Here is a 24,933-nt window from a genome sequence, read left to right as displayed (position 1 = left end):
TTGGCGCCAGCGCCTGACCACGACAATAAAAGGGGCACTGAACTGGTGCCCTTGTCTGTACCCGCAATCAAAGGAAAGAGAGATGCAAAAGGATATCGACACCCTGTTCGGTCATTTGTGGGATAACTACATTCAAGTCACCCCGAGTGCCCACAAGGTTCATCAACTGCTGGGGGGCGGCGAGCCCATCGTCAACGACCACGTGGCGTTTCGCACCTACAACCTGCCCAAGCTGGGGCTGGAGAAGCTGGCCGCCCATTTCCTGGCGCTCGGCTACGAGCAGAAGGGCGAGTACGTGTTCAAGGCCAAGAAGCTCTATGCCAAGCACTTCGAGCATCAAGATCCGGACGCGCCCAAGGTGTTCATCAGCGAGCTGAAGGTGGAAGAGCTCTCTGAAGCAGCCCAGGCCATCATCCACAAGCTGGCGGCTCAGGTGCCCGATCACCTGACCGACACCCAGGCCTTCCTCTATGCCGGCGCTCCCTGGCAGGTCTCCTGGGCCGATTACCAGACCCTGCTGGCGGAGAGCGAGTATGCGGCCTGGATGGCGGCCTGGGGTTATCGTGCCAACCACTTCACCGTCAACATCAACCGCCTGAAGGACTTCGACACCATCCAGCAAGTCAACGCCGCCCTCAAGGCCGCAGGCTTCGTGCTCAATGGCGTGGGTGGCGAGGTGAAAGGGGACCCGCAGGTGATGCTGGAGCAATCGTCTACCATGGCCGACAAGGCGGACGTGGCCTTCACCGACGGCGTGCGCACCATCCCGAGCTGCTTCTACGAGTTTGCCCTGCGCTACCCGCAGGCCGACGGCGTACTCTACCCAGGATTCGTCGAAGCCTCGGCCGACAAGATCTTCGAATCCACCAACGCCATGTAATGGCCGCCATGAAAACAACGCCCCGCCTGGGGCGTTTTTATTTTGGGTTAAATACGGTCAAATTATTGCTGTTGTGTGGTGCCCTGTCGGGCTAAGCGCTTACCCAAAGGAACAAATAGAGTCATTTTGTATGCATCATTGAAAATGATATTCCATTAAACAGATGATGCCAAACTTAAATGCTGAACTGTGTCTATAGCCTATGACTGATTTTTAACTGAGGGTATTTTATGAGATTTTTAATCATCCCCTTTGTGGGGGCAGGAAAAATCAAGTTTGGCATGACTCCTGAACAAGTGAGATTATTATTAGGCGGAGTATTTGATTCTTTTAAAAGAACGGAGGAGTCTGTGTTCCCATGTGATTACTTTGAGAATTTAGGCGTGTTCGCATATTACAACTCCTCTGGAGTTTTGGAGGCGATAGAGTTTACTGAACCAGCGGTTCCAGAGTTCGAAGAAATGGACTTGCTAAAAATTCATTTCAAGGATTTGATAAAGTATCTTTCAGATAAAGACAAAGGTCTAGAAGTAGAGTCTGAATCGCTAACATCTCATGTGTTGGGCATAGGTGCATACGCTCCTGATGTAGATGACAACACGTCATCACCTGCTGAAAGTATTATTGTCTTTGAAAATGGCTATTATGATTGATTAGAGTCAGTTGATATTTCGATAAGCATTTGTTGCCTATGGTTATTAAGATAAGTGTAAAAGTTGGCTAGGCTGCAATCAATATGTTCATGTTACAGGGCTCTACTTGGAAGATAGATGAAGAGTAGGCGGAGGAACATCGAATTAAGAACCATGAGTGGTATGCTTGCCCATTTCTATAAAACGTATCAAAAAAGTTGTCCCCATTGGCCCAAACAGGAACTAATTCCTTGATAAATAATGACAAGTATTTTATCGATGAGGTTGAAAATGGAATGGGACGTTGCCTTGTCTTGACAGCTCCTTGGTCGGATGATTTTAAATCTTTAATCGATAAAGAAAACATTTCAGTACTCCGTTTAAGTCAATCCGCTGGCTGGAGTGGAAATGACATTTCATTTATTAGTGATTTGACGTGTCTTTCTGGTGTTGAAATTTATTCTTGGGGTGTCAAGGATATCACTCCATTAGAGTCTATCAGTAATCTTGAATATTTAGGATTACAGTGTGAGTTTACGAAGGCCCCAGACTTTTCCAAGCTAAAAGAATTAAAAGTATTTAAGGTGCTGTGGAGGCCTAAAGCGAAGACGATTTTCTCTTGTGATGAATTGAATCTGCTAAATATTGTTAACTATCCGTCAGAAAACTTGACAGAACTTAATAGGATGCCTTTATTAAGACGTCTACAACTAACCTCCAAAAAAATAAAATCATTGTCAGGGATAGAAGAACTTAGCTCGTTATCTATTCTAGATTTGGCCGAGTGTCCTAAGCTAGAAGATCTTTCAGGCATAGATAAGTGTCAACAGATAGAGATTGTAGAAATTGAAAACTGTAAAAGAGTTTATGATATAGCTATTCTGAGTGAACTAAAAAACCTCAAAGAGATTGTATTAATTGACTGTGGGAAAGTTAAATCTTTGAGGCCACTTGCACACAGCCAATCATTGGAGAGTATCACCTTTATAGGGGACACAACCATTGAAGATGGAGATCTGACTTCCTTATTGGATATTCCAACACTAAAGAAAATGTGGTTTGCTAATAAACGTCACTACACCCATACCCGAGAAAAGGTGATGGAAGTGTTATCTTGAGTTATCAATCATGAATGATATTTATGCATTTTTTGAGGGTAGCCTACACCCGGCAGAAAAGTTATGTATGTCAAGATTGCTCACAATCTTATCTTGCCGATTATCTGCTGAGCATGTTGCCAGCACTCGAACTGGTATCAGATACCTTGTCAATGACGTTGTTCGGAAAATAAGAATAACCGTGATGATGCAAGGTGCCTTCGTATCAGCTTGCTGGGGGGGGGCTACTAGTGTTGCAGTCAAGGAAGAGAAACCAGCTGAGTTGAAAAGAAGTACACTGAGATGCGACTATGAGTACTTAAAATCAGTTTCTCTATCTGATTCAAGATACGGACACCGATAGTGAAAAGAAAGACATCAGCGGTCAGTGACTTAATGAAAGTAGTGCTTCCCATGGAGTCAATTCTCAACTTGAAGATGATGGCTCATCAACTGAATTTGGAGCAATATCCAGGGAAGGAAAAATCCACTTTGAAGAAGGCATACGCCAACCCGGGTATGAACTGCCAGATCAAAAAGGCCAAACAATATAGGTTTGTATGAATATGAAACTGACAGAATTTAGTTTGTGGGCATTTAAACTTGAACTTGGTTTGGCACGAAAATTCACGCTGTTTAGCAGATGTGTGTGTGCCCATTTTGAGCGCAACTTTGTTCCTATAGAAACAGATGGTATTTATAGGGTTGTTGTAAAACTTTGTGGGCCAGATGAAAGAGTTGGTACCACTGAGTCAAGTAGCTCAGTGATTAAGTATTATAAGACGTTCGATTTTGACTATTTTGAGGGGTTGAATATAATCGCCAAGAAAAGGTTTCTTCTTGATGCACTATATAGCTCACTTATTTCATTGTGCGATATGGAAGGATGGCCGAAGAGCCCCTTTCATGAAGCGTACGAGAGAGTTATTCGAGAAAATTTCGTCAATATATATACTATTAAAAGTAAATTGAGTCGGAATAAAAACATGTCAGCTGAGTTGGTGGTAAGTCATGATGAAGAAATATTTAATTGCTTCATTGTGATAAAAGATAAGGATGGTAGAGCACTTATTAAGGAACATCTCTTCTCTGAAGAGCCGGATGAATTTATATTTAATGCTCGTATTGGTGATATTAGATGGGTTGACAAAACGACCGTTCGGTATCAATCAAAGGATAAAAAAGAATTAGGTCTGTTTGATGTTGGATATGTAACCTCCGATTAAATGACATTGCAAAGAGTTGCGATGATTGTGTAGATATAGTTATCAATTAAGTAGTTCACGAAAAGAAAGATCACTGTGATAATGGCAAGATGTCTCCATTCCCCATTGCTGGGAGCTGTAGTCGAGTTGGTTGGGTGTTGTTGAAAATCTGGTTGATGCCTGACTGTATAGCATTCAGCGTGATGTATGAGGCGCTGCCCTTGAGTAGTATCGGCAGAGCTTCCCTCTCCCAGGGCTGGATTCAGGAGCCAAGATCCTTCATATTGGTTCCATCAACACCAAGGCTACCGAATAAACGGCGAGTGCAGCTAACGTTGTCAGCAATACATAGAGGCGACGGGGGTTGCAAAGAAGGTGCGTTGCAACATGAGATATTGGGCCTGAGATAAATATCAGAACGGTAAAATCAGTGATAATACTGGAGATCATGAACAGGCCCCATGGCGATCATGAAAATAGATGGCCCACTTGAATGACGAGGTTGGTGAATACATTGATGACTAATATTAATGTTGTAAGCACGATGGATGTTTCAAAAGAAAACGAAACGTACAATCTCAGTGAAAATTCTCAAATGGTTAATTTGAAGGTAGCTGCTGTTCGATGGCAGCTACCTTCTCGAAATCGCCTTGAAGCGCGAATTATAGTTTTAAGATTTATTTTTAGTATTCTTGTAAAGAAAATACCTAGATTTAAATTGTGGTGTGTTGTTGGTGACTCAGTTTGGCAAAGTGATACACGGATTATAAGACACAAGAAACTTTTTAAGAGATTAAAGGAACGAGGGGTAGAGATAAGCCACGCAGCTCACTTTTTGGAAGAACTAGTAGAATCAGACAGAAAGTTGAAGTTATTTGGTGCTGCTCAATTATCTGAGTTGTCAATTGAATCAGTGGTGAGTTTGATGGAGGAGGAATCATGTTCCTATCTTATTGCTGTGCCAGAAGAGTTTGAAATTCATGCATTAATATGCCGAGGGTGGAATACTAGTGAATTGATAGATACAAGGTTATTGCACGAGATTGTTGAAAGTAATGGTCTAGTTCTTAAAATGGTTGGTGCTTTTGATGATCCAGAGTCAGGGTTCGTCGGAATAGGGAAGCCAGAGCTGGTGAAGGTGTTAGTTGCGTAGTGTTATAAAGAAGGCAAGGGAGACAGCAGGATGCTTATATAATAAATAAGAAAGGTATGGTGACGAATTTCGTCTTTGTGGGTATTTGATGTGCAAATTTTTATACAGACATGGGTAGATCTAAAATCTTGACTGTGTGGGTAGTCGAGATTTTTTGAAGAGAGTATGTAGAAGTGCATTGATTTATATTTTTATTTTTAATATGTTCATAAGTATAGATAATGATCTCGGAGAAGTTAGAACTCTTCTTGAATGTAATGTCAGGATGTTTTGGGTGGTGTCGAAATTAGGGATTGATTATGTCTTATCGTGATGCACTGAATGAGGCTATTCAGCATTGGAGCTCAGATTCCATAGAAGATGAGTGGTTTTTTGAAAAGTTTAGAGATGATGCCATCGGCAAAATGAGTCCATCTGAAGCATTTTGTTTTATAAGTGAAACTGTCGAATTTTTAATCATGGAAGATGATGAGTCTACCGCTTGCGAAATATTGCAAACAATTATTAATCTTGCAGGGAAAAGCCAAACAACTGAAGTGCCGAACGCTCTTGTAGATAATAGGAAAGTAATTGAAAGTCAGTTTGGTCAGAGGGGGGAGTACTCAAAAGGTAAGCTTGCAGAGCTGTTTAGATATTATAGGATTTCGTGATGGAATGATGAAGCGTCAACCTTTCAGTACGAGAAGCAGCTTTCCGAGTGGCTGACGAAAATGTAAGGGAAAGTTCTGAGGTCATCTGGTTTGATAAACATGAAAATACTCATTATGTCCCAGAGATTTAGACGCATTTCATAGTGCGTGTGGTGGTGTGAAGTTCTTTTTTAATCGTGACTATGTCATGGATAAAGTTAGTCTGGATAGGTTTGTTTTATCTAATCCACTAATACTGCTAGAAGGATGGGAGCAAGACTTACCTGGACATGACAGTTCAGATGCATGGTATATCATCGAGAAAGCGGAGCCTAAATAAAAATATCGATTGACCTATATAAAAGTTGTATTGGTACAATGAGCACAGGTCTAGGTGTGATCCGCATCACATGGCCTTGAGAACATCCAGCCAATGGTTCGAGATATAGAAGCGCCTCCTTTGTGGAGGCGTTTTCATTGGTGGCAGGGGCAGTGTGGCCTAGCGCTGGTAGAGCACCCCCTCCAGCGCCAGCACCGTCTCCATCCCGGCGGCGCGGCCCGCCTGCAGGCCGATCTGGGTATCTTCGAACACCAGGCAGTTGGCCGGGTTGGCGCCGAGCAGCTCGGCCACTTTCAGGAAGGTGTCGGGGTGGGGCTTGTGGTTGTCGATGTCATCGGCACTGACCAGCACGGGGATATAGGCATCCAGACCGGTGTTTTTCAGGATGTGCAGGGCGTGCTCGCGCGATGAACCCGTGCCTATGCCCATCGGGACCTTGCCGTGGCAGCGCTTGACCAGCTCCCACATGGTGGGAAACACGCTGACCTTGTCGATATGCTCAAGATAGAGTGCCACCTTGCGCCGGGTGAAGGCGTCCACATCGATATCCAGCCCATGCTGCTCGGCCAGGATGGCGACTATCTTGCGGGTGGGAATGCCGCCGAATTCATTGAGCTGGGCACGATCGAAGGGCAGGCCGAACTCGGCGCTGGTCTCCTCCCAGGCATCCAGATGCAGGGGCATGGAGTCGACCAGGGTGCCGTCCATATCGAAAATCAGGGCATCGTATTGCTCAAACCGGAACTGCTCGGACATGGGACTGCTTCCTCTTGGGGGGTGAACAGCCAGCCTATCAGAATGCAGGAGGCAATGCCGCGACCGGGGTCATGCTTGCCGCTCAGGGGCGGTTTTGGCCATCGGCTGATGATTTATGAGACAATAATAAGTTCTGCGTTGCAGATCCCGGCATTTTCAAATGAGCGAGCCCGTCATATGTCCCCAAAAACCATCTTCTCGAGCGTGGCCCTGGTGATCGCCCTGGGTTCACTGGAAAAGAGCATAGTCACCACCCCCTTGCCCATCATAGGGGCCGAGCTGAACGCCGGCGCCGCCCTTACCTGGGTGGTCACCGCCTACCTGCTGGCGGCCACCGCCGCCCTGCCCATCTACGGCAAGCTGAGCGACATGTTCGGCCGGGTGCGCATGCTCAACATCGGCATCGGTCTGTTTCTGGCCGGCTCCGTGGCCTGCGGCCTGGCCCAGGATCTGCCGACCCTGCTGGCGGCCCGCGTGCTGCAAGGCTTGGGGGGCGGCGGCCTGATCGCGCTCGCCTTCACCGTCATCGCCGACAGCATACCGCCGCGGGAGGTGGGCAAGTATCAGGGCTACATCTCGGCGGTCTATGCAGTCTCCAGCATCGCCGGGCCCCTGCTCGGCGGCTACTTCACCGAGCAGCTCAGCTGGCGCTGGATCTTCTGGATCAACCTGCCGCTCGGGGCGCTCGCGCTCTGGCTGGTGAACCGCAACCTGGGTCACCTCAATGTGCGTCGCCACAGTCGCTTCGACTGGAAGGGGGCGGCATTGCTGATCACCGTCACCACCCTGAGCCTGCTGCTGCTCTCGCCGGAGACCGCCCTGCCCGCCATCTGGCTGGCGGCGGGACTGGCGCTGGCCCTGCTGCTGCTGATCCTGGTGGAGCGGCGGGCTCACGATCCCATACTGCCGGCCCACCTGGCCCGGCTGCCCGGTTATCTGGTGAGCGTGCTGCTGGCGCTGGCCTCGCAGCTGCTGATGTTCGCCGTGCTGGTCTATCTGCCGCTGCAGATGCAGTGGCAGAAGGGAATGGGGGCCAGCGAGAGCGGACTCTACATGGTGATCTTCATGGTCTGCATCACGGCGGGGGCCTTCGTCGGCGGCAAGCTGATCGGCCGCACCGGCTACTACCGGCGCTTCGTGGTGGTGGGGTTCGCCCTGTCGGCGCTGGCGCTCTGGCAAATCCACTTCGACGTCTGGGCCAGACTGGGACTGGGGTTTGCCGGATTGGGGCTGGGCCTGGTGCTGCCGGCGCTGTCGGTGGTGGTGCAAAACGCCCTGCCACGGGAAGATCGCGGCATCGGCATGTCGCTGTTCAACTTCGGCCGCGAGTTGGGTGGTGCGGTCGGGGTGGCCATCTGCTCCGTGCTGTTTCACTCCGCCCTGCCGGCGGGCAGCAGCCACAATCTGGCCAGCCTGAGTCCGGCCGAGCTGGCACCCGGTTTCAGCGCCACCTATATCGGCATGGCGCTGATCGCCACCGCCGCGCTGCTCATCACCCTGCTGGCGTTGAAACGCCACGAGCTGGCCAGCATCCACGCCTGATGGCGTCACGGCGACATAGCAACAGGGCTCCCCATGGGGAGCCCTGTTTGTTGGTGGGTTTGCGTTGCTACTCCTGGGCTGGCGCCTCCTTGCCCGCCAGCTGGCTCAGCCAGGCGAAGCGGCGGTTGGCGTCCAGCTCCGCCTCCCGATAGAGCTGGCTGGCGATTTCCGGCAACTGGCGCTCGAGGCGCTTGAAGCGGGGCTCCTGCTGCAGGGTCTCGGCCAGCGATGCGCTGGGGGCCCGGGAGTCCAGTGCCAGCGGCGCCTTGCCCTCCTCGCTGCGGCGCGGGTCGTAGCGATAGAGCGGCCAGAAGCCGGTGGCGGTCAGCTGCTTCATCTGCTCGTGGCTCTGGGCCAGATCGTAGCCGTGCTCCTCGCAGGGGCTGTAGGCGATGATGAGCGACGGACCCGGGTAGGCTTCGGCCTCCTGAATCGCCTTCACCGTCTGGTTCATCTGGGCGCCGAGGGAGATCTGCGCCACGTAGACATGACCGTACATCATCACGTTGGCGCCAAGATCCTTGCGCCCCTTGCGCTTGCCCTGCTCGCCAAATTTGGTGATGGCGCCGAGCGGGGTGGCCTTGGACTGCTGGCCGCCGGTGTTGGAGTAGCACTGGGTGTCGAGCACCAGCACATTGATGTTCTCCCCCAGGCTCAGTACGTGATCCAGCCCGCCGTAGCCGATGTCGTAGGCCCAGCCGTCGCCGCCGATGAGCCAGACCGATTTCTCCACCAGGTAGTCCGCATCACGGGCCAGCTCCTGGGCCGCGGCGTCGGTGCGCCCCTGCAGCAGGTCGCGCAGTTGCTCGATATGGGCGCGCTGCTCGGAGACCGGCAGGCTGGTGTCTTGCAGCCCCTGTTGCAGCCCGGCCGGGACGGCGTCCCCCAGGCTCGCCAGCAGGCGGCGTACCCGCTCGCGATGTTGATCCACGGTGAGCCGGAAGCCCAAGCCAAATTCGGCGTTGTCCTCGAACAAGGAGTTGGCCCAGGCCGGCCCGCGCCCGTCCGCATTGGTGGTGTAGGGGGTGCTGGGCAGGTTGCCGCCATAGATGGAGGAGCAGCCGGTGGCGTTGGCGATCAGCAGCCTGTCCCCGTAGAGCTGGGTCAGCAGCTTGATGTAAGGGGTCTCGCCGCAGCCGGAGCAGGCACCCGAGTATTCAAGCAGCGGCGAGATGAGCTGGGAGGTGCGGATGTCGATGCGCTCCAGCTGCTCGGCCGTGCGCTCGGGCAAGTCCAGGAAGAAGTCGTAGTTGGCCTTCTGGGCCTCGAGGTGATCCAGCCTGGACTCCATGTTGATCGCCTTGCGGCTCGGCTCGGTGCGATCCTTGGCCGGGCACACCTCGACGCAGAGGTTGCAGCCGGTGCAATCCTCAGGCGCCACCTGCAGTACGTATTGCTGGCCGCGCATGTCGCGGGCCTTCACATCCAGTGCATCCAGGGTGGCGGGGGCACCCTCCAGCGATTCCTTATCCACCACCTTGGCGCGGATGGCGGAGTGGGGGCAGGCCGCCACGCAGTAGTTGCACTGGGTGCAGAGGTCTGCCTGCCAGATGGGCACCTCCTTGGCGATGTTGCGCTTCTCCCAGCGGGTAGTGCCCACCGGCCAGGTGCCGTCCGGCGGGAAGGCGGAGACCGGCAGGCTGTCACCCAGCCCCGCCAGCATGGCGGCGGTGACGGTCTGCACGAAGTCGGGGGCCTTGGTCGATACCACGGGGGGACGCTGGTGGCTGGCGGGGTCAAGCGCCTGCAGCGGCACCTGAACGAGGGCCTCGCAGGTGGCAGCCAGGGCCTGCCAGTTGCGCTCCACCAGCGTCAGCCCCTTGCTGCCATAGCTCGATGCGATGGTCTGGCGCAGCAGCTCGGTCGCCTCTGCCGGCGGTATGATGGCGGTGAGCTGGAAGAAGGCCATCTGCATCACGGTATTGATGCGGTTGCCGAGCTGGCACTCGCGGGCAATTTTGGCGGCGTTGATGGTGTAGAGGCGCGCACGCTTCTGGAGCAGGGCCTGTTGCACCTCCTGGGGCAGCCGCTGCCAGATCTGATCGGCGTCGTAGGGGGTGTTCAGCAGGAAGATACCGTCGGGCCTCAGCCGCTCCGCCATCTGGTACATGTCGATGAACTGCCACTGGTGGCAGCCGATGAAGTCCGCCTCGTCCACCAGGTAGGCCGACTGCAGCGGCCGCTCGCCGACCCGCAGGTGGGAGACGGTGAGGCCGCCCGCCTTCTTGGAGTCGTAGACGAAGTAGCCCTGGGGGTAGAGGTCGGTGTGGTTGCCGAGGATCTTGATGCTGTTCTTGGCCGCCGACACGGTGCCGTCGCTGCCAAGGCCGTAGAACAGTGCCTCCAGCTTGTGCTGGTTGCCAATGCCGGGATCCAACGTCGGCAGCGGCAGGGAGAGGCCGGTGACGTCGTCGAAGATGCCGACGGTGAAGCGCGGCCGTGGGTTATCCAGCGCCAGCTCATCGAAGATGGCCTGCACGCAGGCCGGGTTGAACTCCTTGGAGGAGAGGCCGTAGCGCCCGCCAATGACCCGCGGCAGGCTGGCACGATCCCCTCGGCTGACCGCCTCGGCCAGCGCACTCATCACGTCCAGATAGAGCGGCTCGGCCAGGGCGCCCGGCTCCTTGGTGCGATCCAGTACCGCAATCTTGCGGGCGCTCTCTGGAATGACCGCCAGCAGGTGCGCGGCCGAGAAGGGGCGGTAGAGCCGTACCTTCACCAGCCCCACCTTCTCGCCCTGTGCAATCAGCTGCGTGATCACCTCCTCGCAGGTGCCGATGGCGGACCCCATCAGTACCAGCACTCGCTCGGCCTCTGGGTGACCCACGTATTCGAACGGCCGGTAGTGGCGGCCGGTGCGCTCACCGAAGGCGTTCATCGCCTCGCTCACATGGCGATACCCATCGTCATACCAGGGGTTGGTGGCCTCCCGGCACTGGAAATAGGTGTCCGGGTTGGCGGCGGTGCCGCGAATGACCGGCTTGTCGGGGGTCAGCGCCCGCTCCCGATGGGCACGGATCGCCTCGGCGGGCAGCAGGGCGCGCAGGGTGTCGTCATCGAGCGGCACTATCTTGGCGATCTCGTGGGAGGTGCGAAAGCCGTCGAAGAAGTGGATGAAGGGCAGTCGGCTGTTGAGGCTGGCCACCTGGGCGATCAGGGCAAAGTCCTGGGCTTCTTGCACATTGCTGGCGCAGAGCAGGGCGCAACCGGTCTGGCGCACCGCCATCACGTCCGAGTGATCGCCGAAAATCGACAGGGCATGGGTCGCCACGGTGCGCGCCGCCACATGGAGTACGAAGGGAATGAGCTGGCCCGCCAACTTGTAGAGGTTGGGGATCATCAGCAGCAGGCCCTGGGACGAGGTAAACGAGGTCGCCAGCGCCCCGGTCTGCAGCGCGCCGTGGACGGCGGCGATGGCGCCGCCCTCCGACTGCATCTCGACCACGCGTGGCACGTCGCCCCACAGGTTCAGGCCCCGCTCGCTCGACCAGGCCGACGCCTGCTCCGCCATGCTGGAGCTGGGGGTGATGGGGTAGATGGCGATGACTTCGCTGGTACGGTAGGCCACCGAGGCGACCGCGTTGTTTCCGTCTGTGGTGATCATGAATTGCCCACTTGCTATGCCAGTTTGAATGACCGCTGCGATCAGCCGGCCATGGATAGGTCGTCGTCATAGTAAGAGTGGAAATTAACGCGGAACAAACGGGATAAATAATCAGGCCGAAGGCAGCGGCGGCGCGGGATGGCGGCTCACGGCCGATGACGGGGACAAGCCGGCAGAGGGGCGGGCGGGATGGTTGTTGAGGGTAATTCGATTAACTGGATCGGGCGCAAAACGGGTCGATCCGGCCCCGTCAATAAATAATCAAGCAGCAAATAAATTTGCGCCGTCGGGCGATGCGAGAGTGTTTCATGGCCGGGATGACAGGGTCATGGTGCGGAGGGTAACGCTTACCGGTATCAAAAAAAGGCTCCCGAAGGAGCCCTTTTGAATCATCTTGGCGGCTCTCTGCCACCACTATTTCCCTTGGATCTGGCGTTGGGAAATGGACCGGCCTGATGCGATGCCGGCCCGTGAGAGGGGTTTGCCCTACTCGTGGTGCAGGGTGATGCAGTCCAGCCCGCCGCTGCCGCGCAGCAGGGCTTCCGCCTGGTTCAAGTCGTCTCGTCGGTTGCTGGCAGCCTGTCCCACGAAATAGGGGGTGAGCCCGGCTACCTCGCGTTGCAGCCAGGCGGCGAATGCCTGATTGAGGGGGGCGATGCTGGTGGCATTGGTGATGTAGAAGGGCTGCTGGCGGGTGCCCATGATGCCGTTCATCCAGTTCACCGGCCGCTTGCCCACGCTGAACACGCCAGGGGTGGCGATGGGGGTCAGGCCGGCATCGCTCAACTGCTGGCGGATGAGGGCGTGGATCTTGTGCCAGCGCTCGCTCTGCTGACGCAGGTCGGTCACGCTCTGGCGAAGTGCTTGCCGCTCGCTCTCGCTGAGGCTGCCGTCCTCGGCCAGCACCTGTTCGATCAGCGCTGCACTGGCCCCGTGATCGTTCAGCAAGATGCGACCGTCGGCCAGCGGGCGCATGGCCATGTCGAGGTGGAAACCGGGCTGGGCCAGGATCACCAGATCCCGTTCGGCCACCTTGAGCTCCTGCGCCATCAGGCGCTGGCTGATGGCCATCATGGCGAGGAAGCGGCGGGTCTGATGATCTTGCTCGGCGCCAGTCAGCCCTGTTCGCTGGTAGCCACCGGCCTGCAACATGTGACCCAGCCGGGCCAGGGTGGCAGCATCAGCCGCCAGCGTCGGCAGTGCCTGGGCTATCTGCTCATCATTGAACTCGGAGTGAAGCTCGGCGGTTACCACCAGGCTGGCGTACTCCTGCTTGAGGCGGGTCAGCAGATCGAAGGAGGCCGGCAGCGGTTGGCCATGGATGGCGCGATAGCGCTCGGCAATCCGCTCCCCTTGCTGCGGGCTCAGAAACATCCGCTGCTCCGCCGCTTCCCGGGTTGACCCGTCCACTTCGTACTTGGCGAGCTCGGCCTTGGCGCGCGCGGTCTTGGCAAAGGCGTGGCGCTGCGGCTCATCCAGCCCTTGCGGCAGCAGGTTGGCCGCCTCCAGCAGTATGAGGTCCACCTCGGTGTCATGGCCCTTTTGGAAGGTATTGGGTCTGCCCAGCCACTCCTCTTCGCTGAGTTGCAGCCGAAACTCGCCGTCGCGCTCCATCTTCTCCTGCAGAGCGGCAATACGCTCACTGTCCAGCCGGCTGTGGTGCAGGGTGGTCTGCAGCAGGGCATCGCGGCCGATCAGGGCATAGGGGGTGCCGTCGGCTCGCTGGCCGGTCAGCATGTTGCCGCCATCGATGATGGAGAAGGTGGGGATGAGCTCGCGCCCCTGCGCCTCGGCGAAGGTGTTGGCCTGGGAGAGCATGTAATCATCCAGCCCCTGGGAATCCTGGCTGCCGAGGCTGTGGTGCCCCTCCTGCTCGGCCTCCGGGCTCTGCTCGGTCAGGGCGGTGACGAAGGCGTGGTAGCGCCCCTTGTTGGCCAGCGGTGCCCGGGGGCGGAAGATGAGGGCGCCATCGCGCGACAGCCACATGTTGTCCTCGGTCCAGGTGTACATGTCAGCGTGGGTGCTGACCGAGAACCCCTGTTCCCTGCCGATCTGCTCCAGCTCGGCCACCAGTTCCGGTTCGGTCTGGAGGGGCAGGTGGAGCTGGTGGATCCGGTTGCCCAGATCGTCCTGAGCCAGCTGGAAACTGCGAGAGAGGGCGGGGGAGTGCTGGCCGTCGGTGAGGGTCGGATCGTCCGGGAAGATCAGAGGGGCCGCCATGGCCGAGTGGAACCAGAAGAGGGTGGAGAGGGCGAGTGCCACGCCGGTTTTGCGCATGATGATTTCCTGTTGTTATGGCGGGAGAGTGCCCGCGAGCCTGAACGTCGGCGTGCGGCGCCGTGCCGCACGCTTCGGATGGAAACCATAAGGAGCCGGCGAAGAACCACAAGGGCGCAAATCTGAATTGACTTTTAACCCTGACTAAACAGCGCTTAATATCGCCGCTTGATGATAAAAACGTCGTTTTTGATGGCAGTTATTGCCAATAAAAACAGGGTGTTGAACTATTTCAATTGTCGATAGCGAGCCGTGGTTGGATATTGCCTGGCAAGGCGGTGCGGGCCTGAAAATGCGAAGTTTTTAAGTGAGTAAATCACCGGGGCGTATCGACCGCCCAGGGGAGGGGAATCATCGGGGGGCAGGGGCCGCCTCCCGTGGCGGAGGATGGCGCGAGGGATAGAGCGAGGGATAGCGCTGCCCGTTACTCCCTTGCTCGCAGCAGCCAGGCGGCCGCCTGATAGGGGGCAAAGGTGGCGGCGGGTTGCCCCGGGTAGTTGCTCATCAGCAGGGTGGCACCTGCCTCCACCTGATCAAAGTGCGGCATGATCAGGGGGTGCTCGGTGAGGTTGGCGAGCAGCAGCAGGGTGTGCCGCTCTGCGCTTGCCGGATCCTGCCAGCGGCGGCGATAGCTGATGCGTTCTGGGTCGTCCCCATCCAGTAGCTCGAAACCGCCGTGGCGAACGACAGGGTAAGCCTTGCGCAGGGCGATGAGCTGGCGATAGCAGTGAAACGGCGAGTCGGGGCGGGCCAGCTGCTCGGCGGCGTTTATCTCGACGTGGTTGGCGTTGAGGGCAATCCAGGGCGTGGTGGTGCTGAATCCGGCGTGGGGGCCGGCGTCCCACTGCATCGGGGTGCGGGCGTTGTCGCGGCCGATGGCATCGAGCCGCCGACTCAGCTCGGCAGGCGCCAGTCCCGCCTGGCTGGCGCGGTAGTTGATCGCCTCCACATCGCGCAGTTCGTCCGGCTGCCAGTGGCGGTTGGTCATGGCCAGCTCCTCCCCCTGATAGATGAAGGGAGTGCCCTGCATCAGCTGCAGCACCATGGCCCACAGCTTGGCGCTGGTTTCACGCCACTTAGGGCTGTCATCGCCAAAGCGGGAGACGGCGCGGGGCAGGTCGTGGTTGCCGAGAAACAGGCTGTTCCAGCCCCGCCCGTGCAGCCCCTGCTGGTGGCGGGCCATGGCCCGTTTGAAGGCGAGGGGGTCGAAGCGGGAGGTCCACTTGTCACTGCCGAGCCCCAGATGCTCGAAGTTGAACACCATGCTGAACTCGCTGCCATCGGGGTTCGAATAGTTCTGCATATGGGCAAGGTCCGCTCCCCAGGTCTCCCCCACGGTGATGATCTCCTGGCCGCCGAAGCTCTCGGCATTGAGCTCGCGGATATAGTCGTGCAGGCGCGGGCCGTTGCTCATGGCAAGTCTTCCCCAATCCTTGCTCACCATGTCGATCACATCGAAGCGAAATCCCTTGATTCCCTTACCCAGCCAGAAGTTGATCACCTGTGCCATTTCGGCGCGCACCGCCGAGTTGTCCCAGTCCAGATCGGCCTGACTCGCATCGAAGTTGTGCAGGTAGTAGCGATCAAGCGCCGGTACATACTGCCAGCCGCTGCCGCCAAAAATCGAGGTAATGGGGTGGGCATCGACGAAGGCCTGATCGCGAAACACGTAATAGCCCTGATAGCGGGGATCGCCGGCCAGCGCCTGCACAAACCACTCATGCTCGGTGGAGGTGTGGTTGGCGACGATATCCATCATGATGCCGATGCCGTGAGCGGCCGCGTCGGCTACCAGCTGCTCCATCTCGGCCAGGGTGCCGAAGGCGGGGTCGATGGCGCGGTAGTCCGCCACGTCGTAACCGTTGTCCCGCTTGGGGGAGCGATAGAGGGGGGTGAGCCACAGCATATCGACCCCCAGGGTGGCCAGATAACCGAGACGCTGACGAATGCCGTTGATGTCGCCCATGCCGTCGCCATCGCTGTCCTGAAAGCTCATGGGATAGATCTGGTAGATAACACAACTATCGAGGTCGATGTCGGGTGTGTGGAGAGGTCGCGGGTTCATCAGCTGGGCCGGTTGGGGGACGTGATGGTTTATCTTACGCAGATGCGCGGGCCCTCGACAGAGCGGGGAAAGGCTTGAAAAGGGTTCCATAGTTGGCTGATTGCCAAAAGTGAGGGGAGGGTCACAACTGGGCCATCCCGAGCCACGGCGGTGGTCGGGATGGCTGGCACTTCTTGCTGATGCAGTGCAAGGAAACTGGCTACTGGGCCGCCTTGGCCTGCTCGCTGCGCTGCTCCTGCTGGCGCTCTGCCTTGTCTTGCTGGCGCTCGGTCTGGGCTTCCAGCTCCTTGCCGAGGAAGTAGTTCAGGAAGGTGCGGATCACCGCGATGATGGCGAGGCGGATCAGCTCCTCCTTGCTCGGCGCCACCGTGGTAGCCAGGATGTCGGCCGCGAGCTGGAACTCCAGCGCCAGAATGAGCCAGCTGCCGAAACAGAGCCGGATATGGGGAAAGCCGGGCTCGTGATCCCGCACCCGCGCCGCCAGCCAGAGGGTCTTGCCCAGCCCAATCACCACGCAGGCGATGGAGATGATCTCCAGCAGCAGCTGGAACAGCTCGACCCCGTGCATCATGCCCTCTCGCAGGCTCGCTATCTCAAACACTCGGGTCACCTCTCTGATTCAAAAGAGGACACTATTAACACATCGCTCGGCAAAGACCAAATCCGGCTCAGGCAAGCAGTTTGAATTCAATGACATAGAGTGGCGGCAGTGCGGGGTAGATGTCGCGGATCACCTGCTTGAGCTCGGGGAGGGTCATGTTCTCCTGGCGGGCGTGTTCGTCATTGAGCTCATCGAAGGCGACCGCCTTGACCGAGAGCACCTCTATGGTGCCAAAGGGCTGGTGCTCCGGGTTGGTGAACAGCGCCAGACGCTGGCCGGGTTGCCAGTTGGCCTCGTTCTCGTCGCGGATGGTGATGGTCTTGCGGCCGGCCTGGATGTCGGCGACGAAGCGGCTGAAGAAGGTGAACTCGGGATAGGTAGACATGGCACTCTCCTGACAGGGTGAATCGAAATGGGGTGAATGGAAATCAAAGGTCGAGGTAGGCGCGCAGCCTGGCCAGATCGGCGATGACCGGGCCGTCGCTGCCGTCGGCGACTATGCCCTGTTCGATCAGCTCCTTGAGGGCGCGCCGATAGACCCGCTCGGTGGTACCGAAGCGCGCCGCCTCGTGGGCCCGCTTGCGCGAGCCGAGCATGGGGGTGCGCTGGCGCTCGCGCCACAGCTCGAAGGCGATGTTGTAGGCGATGGGGTGCAGCAGCCGGCTGGTGGTGATGTCCAGGGTATCCAGATAGTCGCTGGCAAGCGCCGCGGCGAAGAAGAGGGTCAGCTCGGGCTCGGCCAGCAGCCGTTTGGCCAGCTTGTCGGCGCAGATGACGGCGGCGTCCAGCTCGGTCTCGGCCACCACGCTCCACTGCACCGGGGTGGCGCTGAAGAACTCCATCTCGCCGAAGATCTGCTGGTGGCACTCAATCTCGCCGAGCTGAAACAACCGCCCTGAGTGGACCGCGCTATTGAGGGAAATCCGGCCCTGGGCCACCAGATAGAGCTGCTCGCACAACTCCCCTTGGCGCATGATGGGGTCACCGGGCAGATAGCGGCGCGAAAACAGGGTGCAGTCTGCCAGCGCCGCGGCAAAGCGCGGTTCGAGTGCGGCAAGCTCGGCGTGAAAGCGACCGAGCGGATAGGGTTGTTGCTGCATGGTGAAGGCCCGGCTTGACGAGGGCCATGAGGCTAGCAAGAGCGCAGGCTGGATGCCAGCTTTGGCGCCTCTGAATGTGCCGGGCTTAACGTTTTGCCGGGGCCGTTGCGGCCCCGACAGACCCGGTCTATTGCGTCAGGGCGTGGAGGGCGGCGGCGATGGCCAGCCGCTCGCCGGTCATCATGGCGGCTTCGCTGGCTGCGTAGTCGCTCACCCCCGCTTGCACGTCCTGCTCGAAGGCCACCACGTTGCAGAGCACGGCGGCTACCCGCACCTTGCGCAGGCGTCCCACGGCGAGCAGGGAGGCGGTCTCCATGTCCGCCCCGAGCACCCCGCGCTGGTGCCAGTAGCGACAGACTTCCTGCTCGTCATCCCGGTAGAAGCTGTCGTGGGAGCGCACCAGACCGTGCCAGTGAGGCTGGCCGCTGGCGCCGAGATGGGCGAGCAGGGAGGCCTGCAGGCGGATGTCGGCGCAGGCGGGGTACTCGGGGGGCAGGTAGGCCAGCGAGGCGCCTTCGCTGCGCACCGCTCCCTCCACCACGATGAGATCCCCCAGCGCGACCTCATGCTGCAGGGCGCCGGCGGAGCCGACCCGGATGAGCGAGCGGGCGCCCGCCTGCACCAGCTCCTCCAGCGCGATGACGGCGGAGGCGCCGCCGATGCCGGTGCTGCACACAGTGACGGGCAGCCCCCGGTAGCGGCCGTTGATCAGGCGAAACTCCCGGTGCTGGCCCAGCACGTCACACTCGTCGAGCTGGCCGGCGATACGGTCAACCCGGGCCGGGTCGCCGCACAGCACCACCCGTTCGGCGATCTGGTCCGGGCGGCATTGCAGATGGGGCAGCAGGCTCATACGATCGCTTCCTGTTGCGGGCGCTTGGCGCTGACCATCCACAGGCGAGTGCCGTTGGCGGCGATGAACAGCAGGATCAGGTACTCAAGGGACATGGCATAGACCCCCTGAGCGGCATAGACGCCGATGCTGATGATGTTGATGACCACCCAGAGGATCCAGTTCTCCACGTACTTGCGGGTCATCAGGATCTGGGCTACCACGGAGAGCACCGTCATGCTGGCATCCCAGAAGGGGAAGGCATCGGGGGAGGGCTCAGGAGTGGCGAGATTGGCGCCAAACAGGTTGAGCAGGGCGACCGAGGTACGGGCCAGGGCGGCGAACACCGGGTCGATGTAGCGGGTCAGCAGGGCGATGGCCAGCACGCTCACGGCGGCGGTGGCGATGAGCTTGGACTTGCTGAGCCAGCGGATCTGCAGGGTGTCCCCCTGGGCGTTGGCCGGCCGGGTCCAGGCGTACCAGCCATAGAGGTTGGCGCAGAAGAAGAACAGCTGCAGCAGCAACAGGCCGTAGAGCTGGATCTGGAAGAAGATGATGGCGAACAGGCTGACGTTGATGAGTCCGAACAGGTAGTTGATGGTCTTCTCCTGACTGGCGCACCAGATGCAGGCCAGCCCGAACAGGGTGCCGACGGCTTCAATCCACGACATGGCGTAACCACCGCCCAGCGGTATGGTCACCAGGGTGTGATTGATGCTGAACCACTCGAATATGCTCATTTTCGTTTCCTTTGAAAATTGGGGGCGTTAACCGGGCCTATTCTAGGGGCGACGGGGGGAGGCTGGCAGGACTTTTGTCCGACCCGGGCCGAGCCACCTCAAAGAATGGAGAAACAGCAGGGGCAACTTTAGGCCCCCGATGGCGCCCTGATATGCGATGATGCCCTGCCCCTTTATTGATATGTAACAAATCGGGGAGAAATGAGCTGTGGTCTGATGGAATCCGCTCCGGCCGGGGTGGAGCTGAACAAAAGGAGCAAGTGTGAATTCCGAGTTGGTCTGGGTCCTCTGCATGCTGGTGGGCGCCATTTATCTGTTTATGAGCAACAAGGTCCGCATGGACGTGGTTGCCCTGCTGATCATCATATTGTTCGTGCTGAGCGGCACCCTGACCCTGCCGGAGGCGCTGGCGGGGTTCAGCGATCCCAACGTCATCCTGATTGCAGCCCTGTTCGTGGTGGGGGAGGGGCTGGTGCGCACCGGCATCGCCTATCAGGTGGGGGATGCGCTGGTGAAGGTGGCCGGCAGCAGCGAGACTCGCCTGCTGGTGCTGCTGATGGTGGCGGTCGCCCTGCTGGGGGCCGTGATGAGCAGCACCGGGGTGGTGGCCATCTTCATCCCGGTGGTGTTGAGCGTGGCGAACCGGATGGGGATCCCGGCCGGCCGGCTGATGATGCCGCTCGGCTTTGCCGGCCTCATCAGCGGCATGATGACGCTGGTGGCGACGCCGCCCAACATGGTGGTCAACAGCGAGCTGATGCGCCACAACATCCACGGCTTCGGCTTCTTCGGCTTCACCCCCATGGGGGTCATCATCCTGGGGATGGGGATCCTCTACATGCTGCTGATGCGCACTTCCCTGGTGCGTGACGGGGAGGAGGGCAAGAGCAAGCAGATCGGGCGCAGCACCATGCGCGATCTCATTCGCGACTACCGGCTGGCTGGCCGGGCGCGCCGGTTGGCGATCCGGCCCGATTCACCGCTGATCGGCCAGACTCTGGACGAGCTGCAACTGCGGGCCCGCTACGGCGCCAACGTCATCGGGGTGGAGCGCTGGCGCAAGTTTCGGCGGGTGATGGTCACCGTCTCCGGGGTGACCGAGTTCCAGGCCAAGGATGTGCTGCTCATCGACATGTCCGACCCCGAGGTGGACGTGCGTGAGTTCTGCAGCGAGGCACGACTCGAGCCCATGATCCTGCGCGGCGAATATTTTTCTGATCAGGCGCGGGAGGTGGGCATGGCGGAGGTGTCGCTCATCCCCGAATCCCGCCTGCTCGGCAAGAGCATCCGCGAGGTGGCGTTTCGCTCCCACTACGGCCTCAACGTGGTGGGCATTCGCCGCGCTGGCGAGGCGCTTGGCGGCAAGCTGGTGGACGAGGCGCTGCAACTGGGGGATACCCTGCTGGTGGTGGGCAACTGGAGCCTGATCCGCCTGCTGCAGACCCACAGCCGCGACTTCCTGCTGCTGGGGTTGCCGGCCGAGGTGGACGAGATGGCGCCGGCCCGCAGCCAGGCCATTCACGCCCTCATCTGCCTCGGCGTGATGATCGCCCTGATGGTGACCGATCCGGTGCCCAACGTGATCGCGGCGCTGATCGCCTGCCTGCTGATGGGCAAATTCCGCTGTATCGACATGGAGAGCGCCTACAAGTCCATCCACTGGCCGACCCTGATCCTCATCGTCGGCATGCTGCCGTTCGCGCTGGCGCTGCAAAAGACCGGCGGGGTGGATCTGATCGTCGGCGCGCTGATCTCGGCGGTAGGGGATATGGGGCCGCGGGTGATGTTGGCCAGTCTGTTCGCCCTGTGCGCCATCATAGGGCTGTTCATCTCCAACACCGCGACGGCGGTGCTGATGGCGCCGATTGCGCTGGGCACGGCGCAGCAGATGGGGATCTCCCCCTATCCGTTCGCCATGACCATCGCCATCGCTGCCTCGGCGGCCTTCATGACGCCCGTCTCCTCGCCGGTCAACACCCTGGTGCTGGGCCCCGGCAACTACCGGTTCGTGGACTTCGTGCGTATCGGCGTGCCCTTCACCCTGCTGGTGATGGTGGTGAGCGTCATCACCATTCCCTGGTTCTTCCCGTTCTGACGACAGCAAACGACATGGCGGCCTGCGGGCCGCCTTTTTATTGCCCGTAGTACTCTGACATGAAGAGGGATGAATAAAGCGGGAGCCGGGCATCAGCGCCGTCGTAGAGGAGAGCACAAGACGCAGCCGTTGATACATGGCAGGGGTTGCCGGCGTGCGATGAGATGGAGAGGGGAAGGAGAACGGCAAACGCCGGATACAAAAAAACCAGCCTGAGCTGGTCTGTTTGGTACTGCTTTTGATGGTGCGGAAGGAGAGACTCGAACTCTCACGCCTAGGGCGCCAGAACCTAAATCTGGTGCGTCTACCAATTTCGCCACTTCCGCAGGAGTAATGGTGGCTATGACGGGATTCGAACCTGTGACCCCCGCATTATGAGTGCGATGCTCTAACCAACTGAGCTACATAGCCGTCTTGTGCACGACTCGCGTCGAATACAAGCAAAAATGGCTGGGGCACTAGGATTCGAACCTAGGTATGGCGAGATCAAAACCCGCTGCCTTACCGCTTGGCGATGCCCCAACAGTGTTCTTTGCAATCAGATGATTGAAGGAACGTTTTTAAAAATGGTGGCTATGACGGGATTCGAACCTGTGACCCCCGCATTATGAGTGCGATGCTCTAACCAACTGAGCTACATAGCCGTTTGTTGTCAACCACGGTGTGGAAGAGAACACAATAATGGCTGGGGTACTAGGATTCGAACCTAGGGATGGCGAGATCAAAACCCGCTGCCTTACCGCTTGGCGATACCCCAACAGCGATGCCTGACAGAGACTATCAAACATCTTTTAAAAATGGCTGGGGCACTAGGATTCGAACCTAGGTATGGCGAGATCAAAACCCGCTGCCTTACCGCTTGGCGATGCCCCAACAGCGATGCCTGACAGAGTCTATCAAACATCTTTGAAAAATGGCCGGGATACCAGGATTTGAACCTGGGCACATTGACGAGCTCAACACCCATCACTGCTTCCCTTGACCTGTCACCGACATCTAAATGTCGACAACTGAAATAATGGCTGGGGTACTAGGATTCGAACCTAGGGATGGCGAGATCAAAACCCGCTGCCTTACCGCTTGGCGATACCCCAACTAGAGATGGTGGCTATGACGGGATTCGAACCTGTGACCCCCGCATTATGAGTGCGATGCTCTAACCAACTGAGCTACATAGCCAACCTTGCTTCCAGTGCCTCGTTGCCTCGTCACTGTGCGGGCCGAATTATGCGTATCTGGCTCTGGGGCGTCAACCCTTTTTTTGTTTGAAAAACCGAATTTGGGTGCGTTTGGCGAGTTATTGGTCGCTGTCGTGCAAAAGCCCAACAATCTGGTTTTTTTTACGACATTTGCCAGCAGATACGAGCCTTGGCCAGTTAAAAAAGAGGCCAGCAAATGCTGGCCTCTCATGGGATTAGACGTTGAACGGTAAATGTGGCGTCGAAGTCTTATGATAAAAGGGGTTGTCATCATTGCTGTTGGTTTGTAGTCACTTTTATATACACTTTTGTGGCTACTGCTTTAGTCGATGATTAAAGCAGTGCTGAATCCCATGTATGACCCGATTCGGATTTTGGGCTGCAAAAATTAGCGGTTGGGAATCCGTGACCACTACTGGTCTGCCATCTGAAACTTCCTGCATCGACTTTCAATATGTAGGAAGGGAAAGGCTATGAAAATTTTACGCCGCAAGGCTGTGTGTGAAAAGCTTGGCGGCATCAATGATGTAACGCTCTGGCGAATCACCCGTGATGATCCGACGTTCCCTAAATCTATTCAAATAAACAAGCGGGTTGTGGGATGGTTGGAGCATGAGCTTGATGCATGGCTTGGGCAGAAGGCTTCTGCTGCTCGCACTACTAGCAAAACCCTTGTTTCCCCCTGAGTACTGCAATTACGCAGGCCAAGGTTTGGGGAGCTGCATTGGTGTACAGCCTAGATTATTTGCTGGATGCAAGAGCTGCGGATTGCGTAGCTAAGCAGGGTGAACTCGAAGTGGCGGGGCCGACTCCCTCTGGGGTGGGGGGGCTCTCTGATTGGGAACGGAGCGAAGATACCTGTGTTTTGACACCACGGGCTCGTCACTTGATAGATGAATCTCTGGCGCTTGAGCTAGAGCAGGCCCGCAGCGCAGGTGCGACAGGCTATATTGCGCACTTTCTGGCGCAGGCCACGCTTCCTCATACAGACCCCAAGACCAACTTTTTTAAACGTGGCACGGGTAAGCTGACCCTTTCAATCATAGCCAATCCCGAGTACGGGATGCCGTACGGTGGGCTGTCGCGTCTTCTGCTAGCGTGGATGTGTACAGAAGCTGTCCGAACCGACAGTCCAGAGTTATCATTGGGGCGCTCGCAGGCTGAATTCCTGCAAAAACTCGATCTGCACAATGATGGTCGGTACATTGCTCGAGTGCGTGATCAGAGCTTGCGTCTAGTTCATTCAACGATCTCCGTCAACAGCTTAGATGGGCGCGTCAGAAATATTCTCATCACCGAAGAGGCGTTCGTCTTCTGGAACGTTTGCAATGCGGAACAGCGCGGATGGGAAAGCTCGATTACCTTAAGCTCGGATTTTTTCAAACGGCTGATTAGCGCTCCCGTACCGATCAGGATGGAGGCGTTGCAAGCACTCAAGAAATCGCCTCTGGCAATGGACATCTACACATGGCTGGTTTACCGCATGTTCTGCCTGAACGTGGCGGAAGCCAGAGGCGGCAAGCGGCTTGCTCAGGTGCCATGGGCTGGCTTAATGATGCAGTTTGGTTCTGGTTACGCCGATACGCTACAAGGGATGCGAGACTTCAAAAAGTCATTCCGAAAACGACTGAAAGAGGCTCTGTTGTTCTATCCCGAGGCAGCCCGGCACATTCAGGAAACCAAGGATCATCTGATCCTCACTCCAGCCCGTCTGCATATCGCAGCCACCAAAAAGAGGCGATAAGCCTGTAGGTTCTCTTGGTTATCCACGTGACATCACTCCCGCTCACTGAAAGCCCCGCCAGTACTGGGTTAGAGCAAGATTACCGAACTTATTCACGTGACACCGTTCCCGCTCTTACGTGACATCACTCCCGCTTTCGCGTGACATCGCTCCCGCTTCAGATGTTGCAAAATCGTCTGCAAGCCCCGCTGGGTTTGGGATTCAGCGATATGGGGGAACGGCTCCTAGTAGCTCTGCTTTTAGGCTTTTCTAGTATCTATTAAAAACTAGTAGTTGAACCTGTGCTGCTGTGGAAATCCTGTCGAGGTTTCGTTATTCCCTTTCGCTATTGAGCTCTACTTCAAGTCAGTAGCAGTTGGATGACGCGCAGCATCAATTATGTAGGGGAGTAGAAAAGACAAGTTATCAGGAGCGGTCAGCATCGTTACGATAACGTAACGAT

19 protein-coding genes and 8 tRNA genes are annotated in these 24,933 nt (G+C 57.3%); 10 read left to right on the top strand and 17 right to left on the bottom strand.

Going from position 1 to position 24,933, the window contains the following annotated elements; all coding sequences use genetic code 11:
• Window positions 1-82: 82 nt before the first annotated feature.
• The 6 genes from ACPW75_RS14455 to ACPW75_RS14430 all read left to right on the top strand — a co-directional run bounded on the left by ACPW75_RS14455 (window position 83) and on the right by ACPW75_RS14430 (window position 5,617).
• Complete coding sequence (locus ACPW75_RS14455) at window positions 83-880, top strand: DUF1338 domain-containing protein (RefSeq protein ID WP_077095985.1); 798 nt, start codon at window positions 83-85, stop codon at window positions 878-880.
• A gap of 230 nt (window positions 881-1,110) precedes the next feature.
• Window positions 1,111-1,533, top strand: coding sequence for an ABC transporter ATP-binding protein (locus tag ACPW75_RS14450; protein WP_077095984.1), 423 nt, complete (start codon window positions 1,111-1,113; stop codon window positions 1,531-1,533).
• A gap of 230 nt (window positions 1,534-1,763) precedes the next feature.
• Complete coding sequence (locus tag ACPW75_RS14445; protein WP_143238976.1) at window positions 1,764-2,630, top strand: leucine-rich repeat domain-containing protein; 867 nt, start codon at window positions 1,764-1,766, stop codon at window positions 2,628-2,630.
• 545 nt (window positions 2,631-3,175) lie between these two features.
• Window positions 3,176-3,835 carry a hypothetical protein gene (locus ACPW75_RS14440; RefSeq protein ID WP_143238975.1) on the top strand — a complete coding sequence of 220 codons (660 nt, stop codon included), beginning with the start codon at window positions 3,176-3,178 and terminating at the stop codon, window positions 3,833-3,835.
• A 496-nt stretch (window positions 3,836-4,331) separates the two neighbouring features.
• Window positions 4,332-4,967 (top strand): hypothetical protein, encoded by a 636-nt coding sequence (locus ACPW75_RS14435; protein WP_143238974.1) that lies wholly within the window; start codon window positions 4,332-4,334, stop codon window positions 4,965-4,967.
• A gap of 299 nt (window positions 4,968-5,266) precedes the next feature.
• A complete protein-coding gene (locus ACPW75_RS14430) occupies window positions 5,267-5,617 on the top strand; it encodes a hypothetical protein (RefSeq protein ID WP_077095982.1) in 351 nt (116 codons plus the stop codon).
• Window positions 5,618-6,095: 478 nt separating this feature from the next.
• Here the strand turns inward: ACPW75_RS14430 and ACPW75_RS14425 are convergent, their stop codons facing one another.
• Window positions 6,096-6,692, bottom strand: a complete 597-nt coding sequence (locus ACPW75_RS14425; RefSeq protein WP_024945922.1) for an HAD family hydrolase — start codon at window positions 6,690-6,692, stop codon at window positions 6,096-6,098.
• Window positions 6,693-6,869: 177 nt separating this feature from the next.
• On the opposite strand from ACPW75_RS14425, the gene ACPW75_RS14420 reads away from it, so the two are divergent.
• Complete coding sequence (locus ACPW75_RS14420) at window positions 6,870-8,234, top strand: MDR family MFS transporter (protein WP_024945923.1); 1,365 nt, start codon at window positions 6,870-6,872, stop codon at window positions 8,232-8,234.
• Window positions 8,235-8,301: 67 nt separating this feature from the next.
• On the opposite strand, the gene nifJ is transcribed toward ACPW75_RS14420, so the two are convergent.
• The 8 genes from nifJ to pnuC form a co-directional block, all read right to left on the bottom strand.
• Window positions 8,302-11,838, bottom strand: coding sequence for a pyruvate:ferredoxin (flavodoxin) oxidoreductase (gene nifJ / locus ACPW75_RS14415; protein ID WP_425904320.1), 3,537 nt, complete (start codon window positions 11,836-11,838; stop codon window positions 8,302-8,304).
• 486 nt (window positions 11,839-12,324) lie between these two features.
• Window positions 12,325-14,115: a hypothetical protein gene (locus tag ACPW75_RS14410; RefSeq protein ID WP_077095980.1), complete on the bottom strand. Its 1,791-nt coding sequence runs from the start codon at window positions 14,113-14,115 to the stop codon at window positions 12,325-12,327.
• A gap of 424 nt (window positions 14,116-14,539) precedes the next feature.
• Window positions 14,540-16,180 (bottom strand): alpha-glucosidase, encoded by a 1,641-nt coding sequence (locus tag ACPW75_RS14405; RefSeq protein WP_077095979.1) that lies wholly within the window; start codon window positions 16,178-16,180, stop codon window positions 14,540-14,542.
• 199 nt (window positions 16,181-16,379) lie between these two features.
• Window positions 16,380-16,781 carry a DUF1622 domain-containing protein gene (locus ACPW75_RS14400; protein ID WP_024941888.1) on the bottom strand — a complete coding sequence of 134 codons (402 nt, stop codon included), beginning with the start codon at window positions 16,779-16,781 and terminating at the stop codon, window positions 16,380-16,382.
• Between the two features lie 67 nt (window positions 16,782-16,848).
• Complete coding sequence (yqfB, locus tag ACPW75_RS14395; RefSeq protein ID WP_425904319.1) at window positions 16,849-17,166, bottom strand: N(4)-acetylcytidine aminohydrolase; 318 nt, start codon at window positions 17,164-17,166, stop codon at window positions 16,849-16,851.
• Window positions 17,167-17,209: 43 nt separating this feature from the next.
• Window positions 17,210-17,881, bottom strand: coding sequence for a Crp/Fnr family transcriptional regulator (locus ACPW75_RS14390; RefSeq protein ID WP_179101388.1), 672 nt, complete (start codon window positions 17,879-17,881; stop codon window positions 17,210-17,212).
• A 127-nt stretch (window positions 17,882-18,008) separates the two neighbouring features.
• The gene (locus ACPW75_RS14385) at window positions 18,009-18,734 is read right to left on the bottom strand and encodes a nucleoside phosphorylase (RefSeq protein WP_077095975.1); all 726 of its coding nucleotides are present in this window, start codon (window positions 18,732-18,734) and stop codon (window positions 18,009-18,011) included.
• Window positions 18,731-19,453, bottom strand: a complete 723-nt coding sequence (pnuC, locus tag ACPW75_RS14380; RefSeq protein WP_077095974.1) for a nicotinamide riboside transporter PnuC — start codon at window positions 19,451-19,453, stop codon at window positions 18,731-18,733. The genes ACPW75_RS14385 and pnuC overlap by 4 nt, the downstream gene beginning before the upstream one ends.
• Window positions 19,454-19,715: 262 nt before the next feature.
• On the opposite strand from pnuC, the gene ACPW75_RS14375 reads away from it, so the two are divergent.
• Window positions 19,716-21,548, top strand: a complete 1,833-nt coding sequence (locus tag ACPW75_RS14375; RefSeq protein WP_252410853.1) for an SLC13 family permease — start codon at window positions 19,716-19,718, stop codon at window positions 21,546-21,548.
• 242 nt (window positions 21,549-21,790) lie between these two features.
• Here the strand turns inward: ACPW75_RS14375 and ACPW75_RS14370 are convergent.
• The 8 genes from ACPW75_RS14370 to ACPW75_RS14335 form a co-directional block, all read right to left on the bottom strand.
• Window positions 21,791-21,874 (bottom strand) — tRNA-Leu (locus ACPW75_RS14370).
• 8 nt (window positions 21,875-21,882) lie between these two features.
• Window positions 21,883-21,959 (bottom strand) — tRNA-Met (locus ACPW75_RS14365).
• 36 nt (window positions 21,960-21,995) lie between these two features.
• Window positions 21,996-22,070, bottom strand: a tRNA-Gln gene (locus ACPW75_RS14360).
• 45 nt (window positions 22,071-22,115) lie between these two features.
• Window positions 22,116-22,192, bottom strand: a tRNA-Met gene (locus ACPW75_RS14355).
• Window positions 22,193-22,230: 38 nt separating this feature from the next.
• Window positions 22,231-22,305, bottom strand: a tRNA-Gln gene (locus tag ACPW75_RS14350).
• Between the two features lie 41 nt (window positions 22,306-22,346).
• A tRNA-Gln gene (locus ACPW75_RS14345) sits at window positions 22,347-22,421 on the bottom strand.
• A 146-nt stretch (window positions 22,422-22,567) separates the two neighbouring features.
• Window positions 22,568-22,642 (bottom strand) — tRNA-Gln (locus ACPW75_RS14340).
• Window positions 22,643-22,650: 8 nt separating this feature from the next.
• Window positions 22,651-22,727 (bottom strand) — tRNA-Met (locus ACPW75_RS14335).
• Between the two features lie 493 nt (window positions 22,728-23,220).
• On the opposite strand from ACPW75_RS14335, the gene ACPW75_RS14330 reads away from it, so the two are divergent.
• Window positions 23,221-23,433 (top strand): helix-turn-helix transcriptional regulator, encoded by a 213-nt coding sequence (locus ACPW75_RS14330; protein WP_077095973.1) that lies wholly within the window; start codon window positions 23,221-23,223, stop codon window positions 23,431-23,433.
• 41 nt (window positions 23,434-23,474) lie between these two features.
• A complete protein-coding gene (locus tag ACPW75_RS14325; protein ID WP_425904318.1) occupies window positions 23,475-24,491 on the top strand; it encodes a replication protein RepA in 1,017 nt (338 codons plus the stop codon).
• The last annotated feature ends 442 nt before the right edge of the window (window positions 24,492-24,933 follow it).

Source organism: Aeromonas sp. FL131, from assembly GCF_049860615.1.
Lineage (GTDB): Bacteria > Pseudomonadota > Gammaproteobacteria > Enterobacterales > Aeromonadaceae > Aeromonas > Aeromonas hydrophila.
This window is presented reverse-complemented; position numbering and strand designations above follow the sequence as displayed.

Coding starts and splice junctions, on each gene's coding strand:
- ACPW75_RS14455 (WP_077095985.1), top strand. CDS start 83: ATGCAAAAGGATATCGACACCCTGTTCGGTCATTTGTGGGATAACTAC.
- ACPW75_RS14405 (WP_077095979.1), bottom strand. CDS start 16,180: ATGAACCCGCGACCTCTCCACACACCCGACATCGACCTCGATAGTTGT.
- ACPW75_RS14420 (WP_024945923.1), top strand. CDS start 6,870: ATGTCCCCAAAAACCATCTTCTCGAGCGTGGCCCTGGTGATCGCCCTG.
- ACPW75_RS14425 (WP_024945922.1), bottom strand. CDS start 6,692: ATGTCCGAGCAGTTCCGGTTTGAGCAATACGATGCCCTGATTTTCGAT.
- ACPW75_RS14330 (WP_077095973.1), top strand. CDS start 23,221: ATGAAAATTTTACGCCGCAAGGCTGTGTGTGAAAAGCTTGGCGGCATC.
- ACPW75_RS14385 (WP_077095975.1), bottom strand. CDS start 18,734: ATGAGCCTGCTGCCCCATCTGCAATGCCGCCCGGACCAGATCGCCGAA.
- ACPW75_RS14440 (WP_143238975.1), top strand. CDS start 3,176: ATGAAACTGACAGAATTTAGTTTGTGGGCATTTAAACTTGAACTTGGT.
- ACPW75_RS14435 (WP_143238974.1), top strand. CDS start 4,332: ATGACTAATATTAATGTTGTAAGCACGATGGATGTTTCAAAAGAAAAC.
- ACPW75_RS14450 (WP_077095984.1), top strand. CDS start 1,111: ATGAGATTTTTAATCATCCCCTTTGTGGGGGCAGGAAAAATCAAGTTT.
- yqfB (WP_425904319.1), bottom strand. CDS start 17,166: ATGTCTACCTATCCCGAGTTCACCTTCTTCAGCCGCTTCGTCGCCGAC.
- ACPW75_RS14410 (WP_077095980.1), bottom strand. CDS start 14,115: ATGCGCAAAACCGGCGTGGCACTCGCCCTCTCCACCCTCTTCTGGTTC.
- ACPW75_RS14430 (WP_077095982.1), top strand. CDS start 5,267: ATGTCTTATCGTGATGCACTGAATGAGGCTATTCAGCATTGGAGCTCA.
- pnuC (WP_077095974.1), bottom strand. CDS start 19,453: ATGAGCATATTCGAGTGGTTCAGCATCAATCACACCCTGGTGACCATA.
- ACPW75_RS14390 (WP_179101388.1), bottom strand. CDS start 17,881: ATGCAGCAACAACCCTATCCGCTCGGTCGCTTTCACGCCGAGCTTGCC.
- nifJ (WP_425904320.1), bottom strand. CDS start 11,838: ATGATCACCACAGACGGAAACAACGCGGTCGCCTCGGTGGCCTACCGT.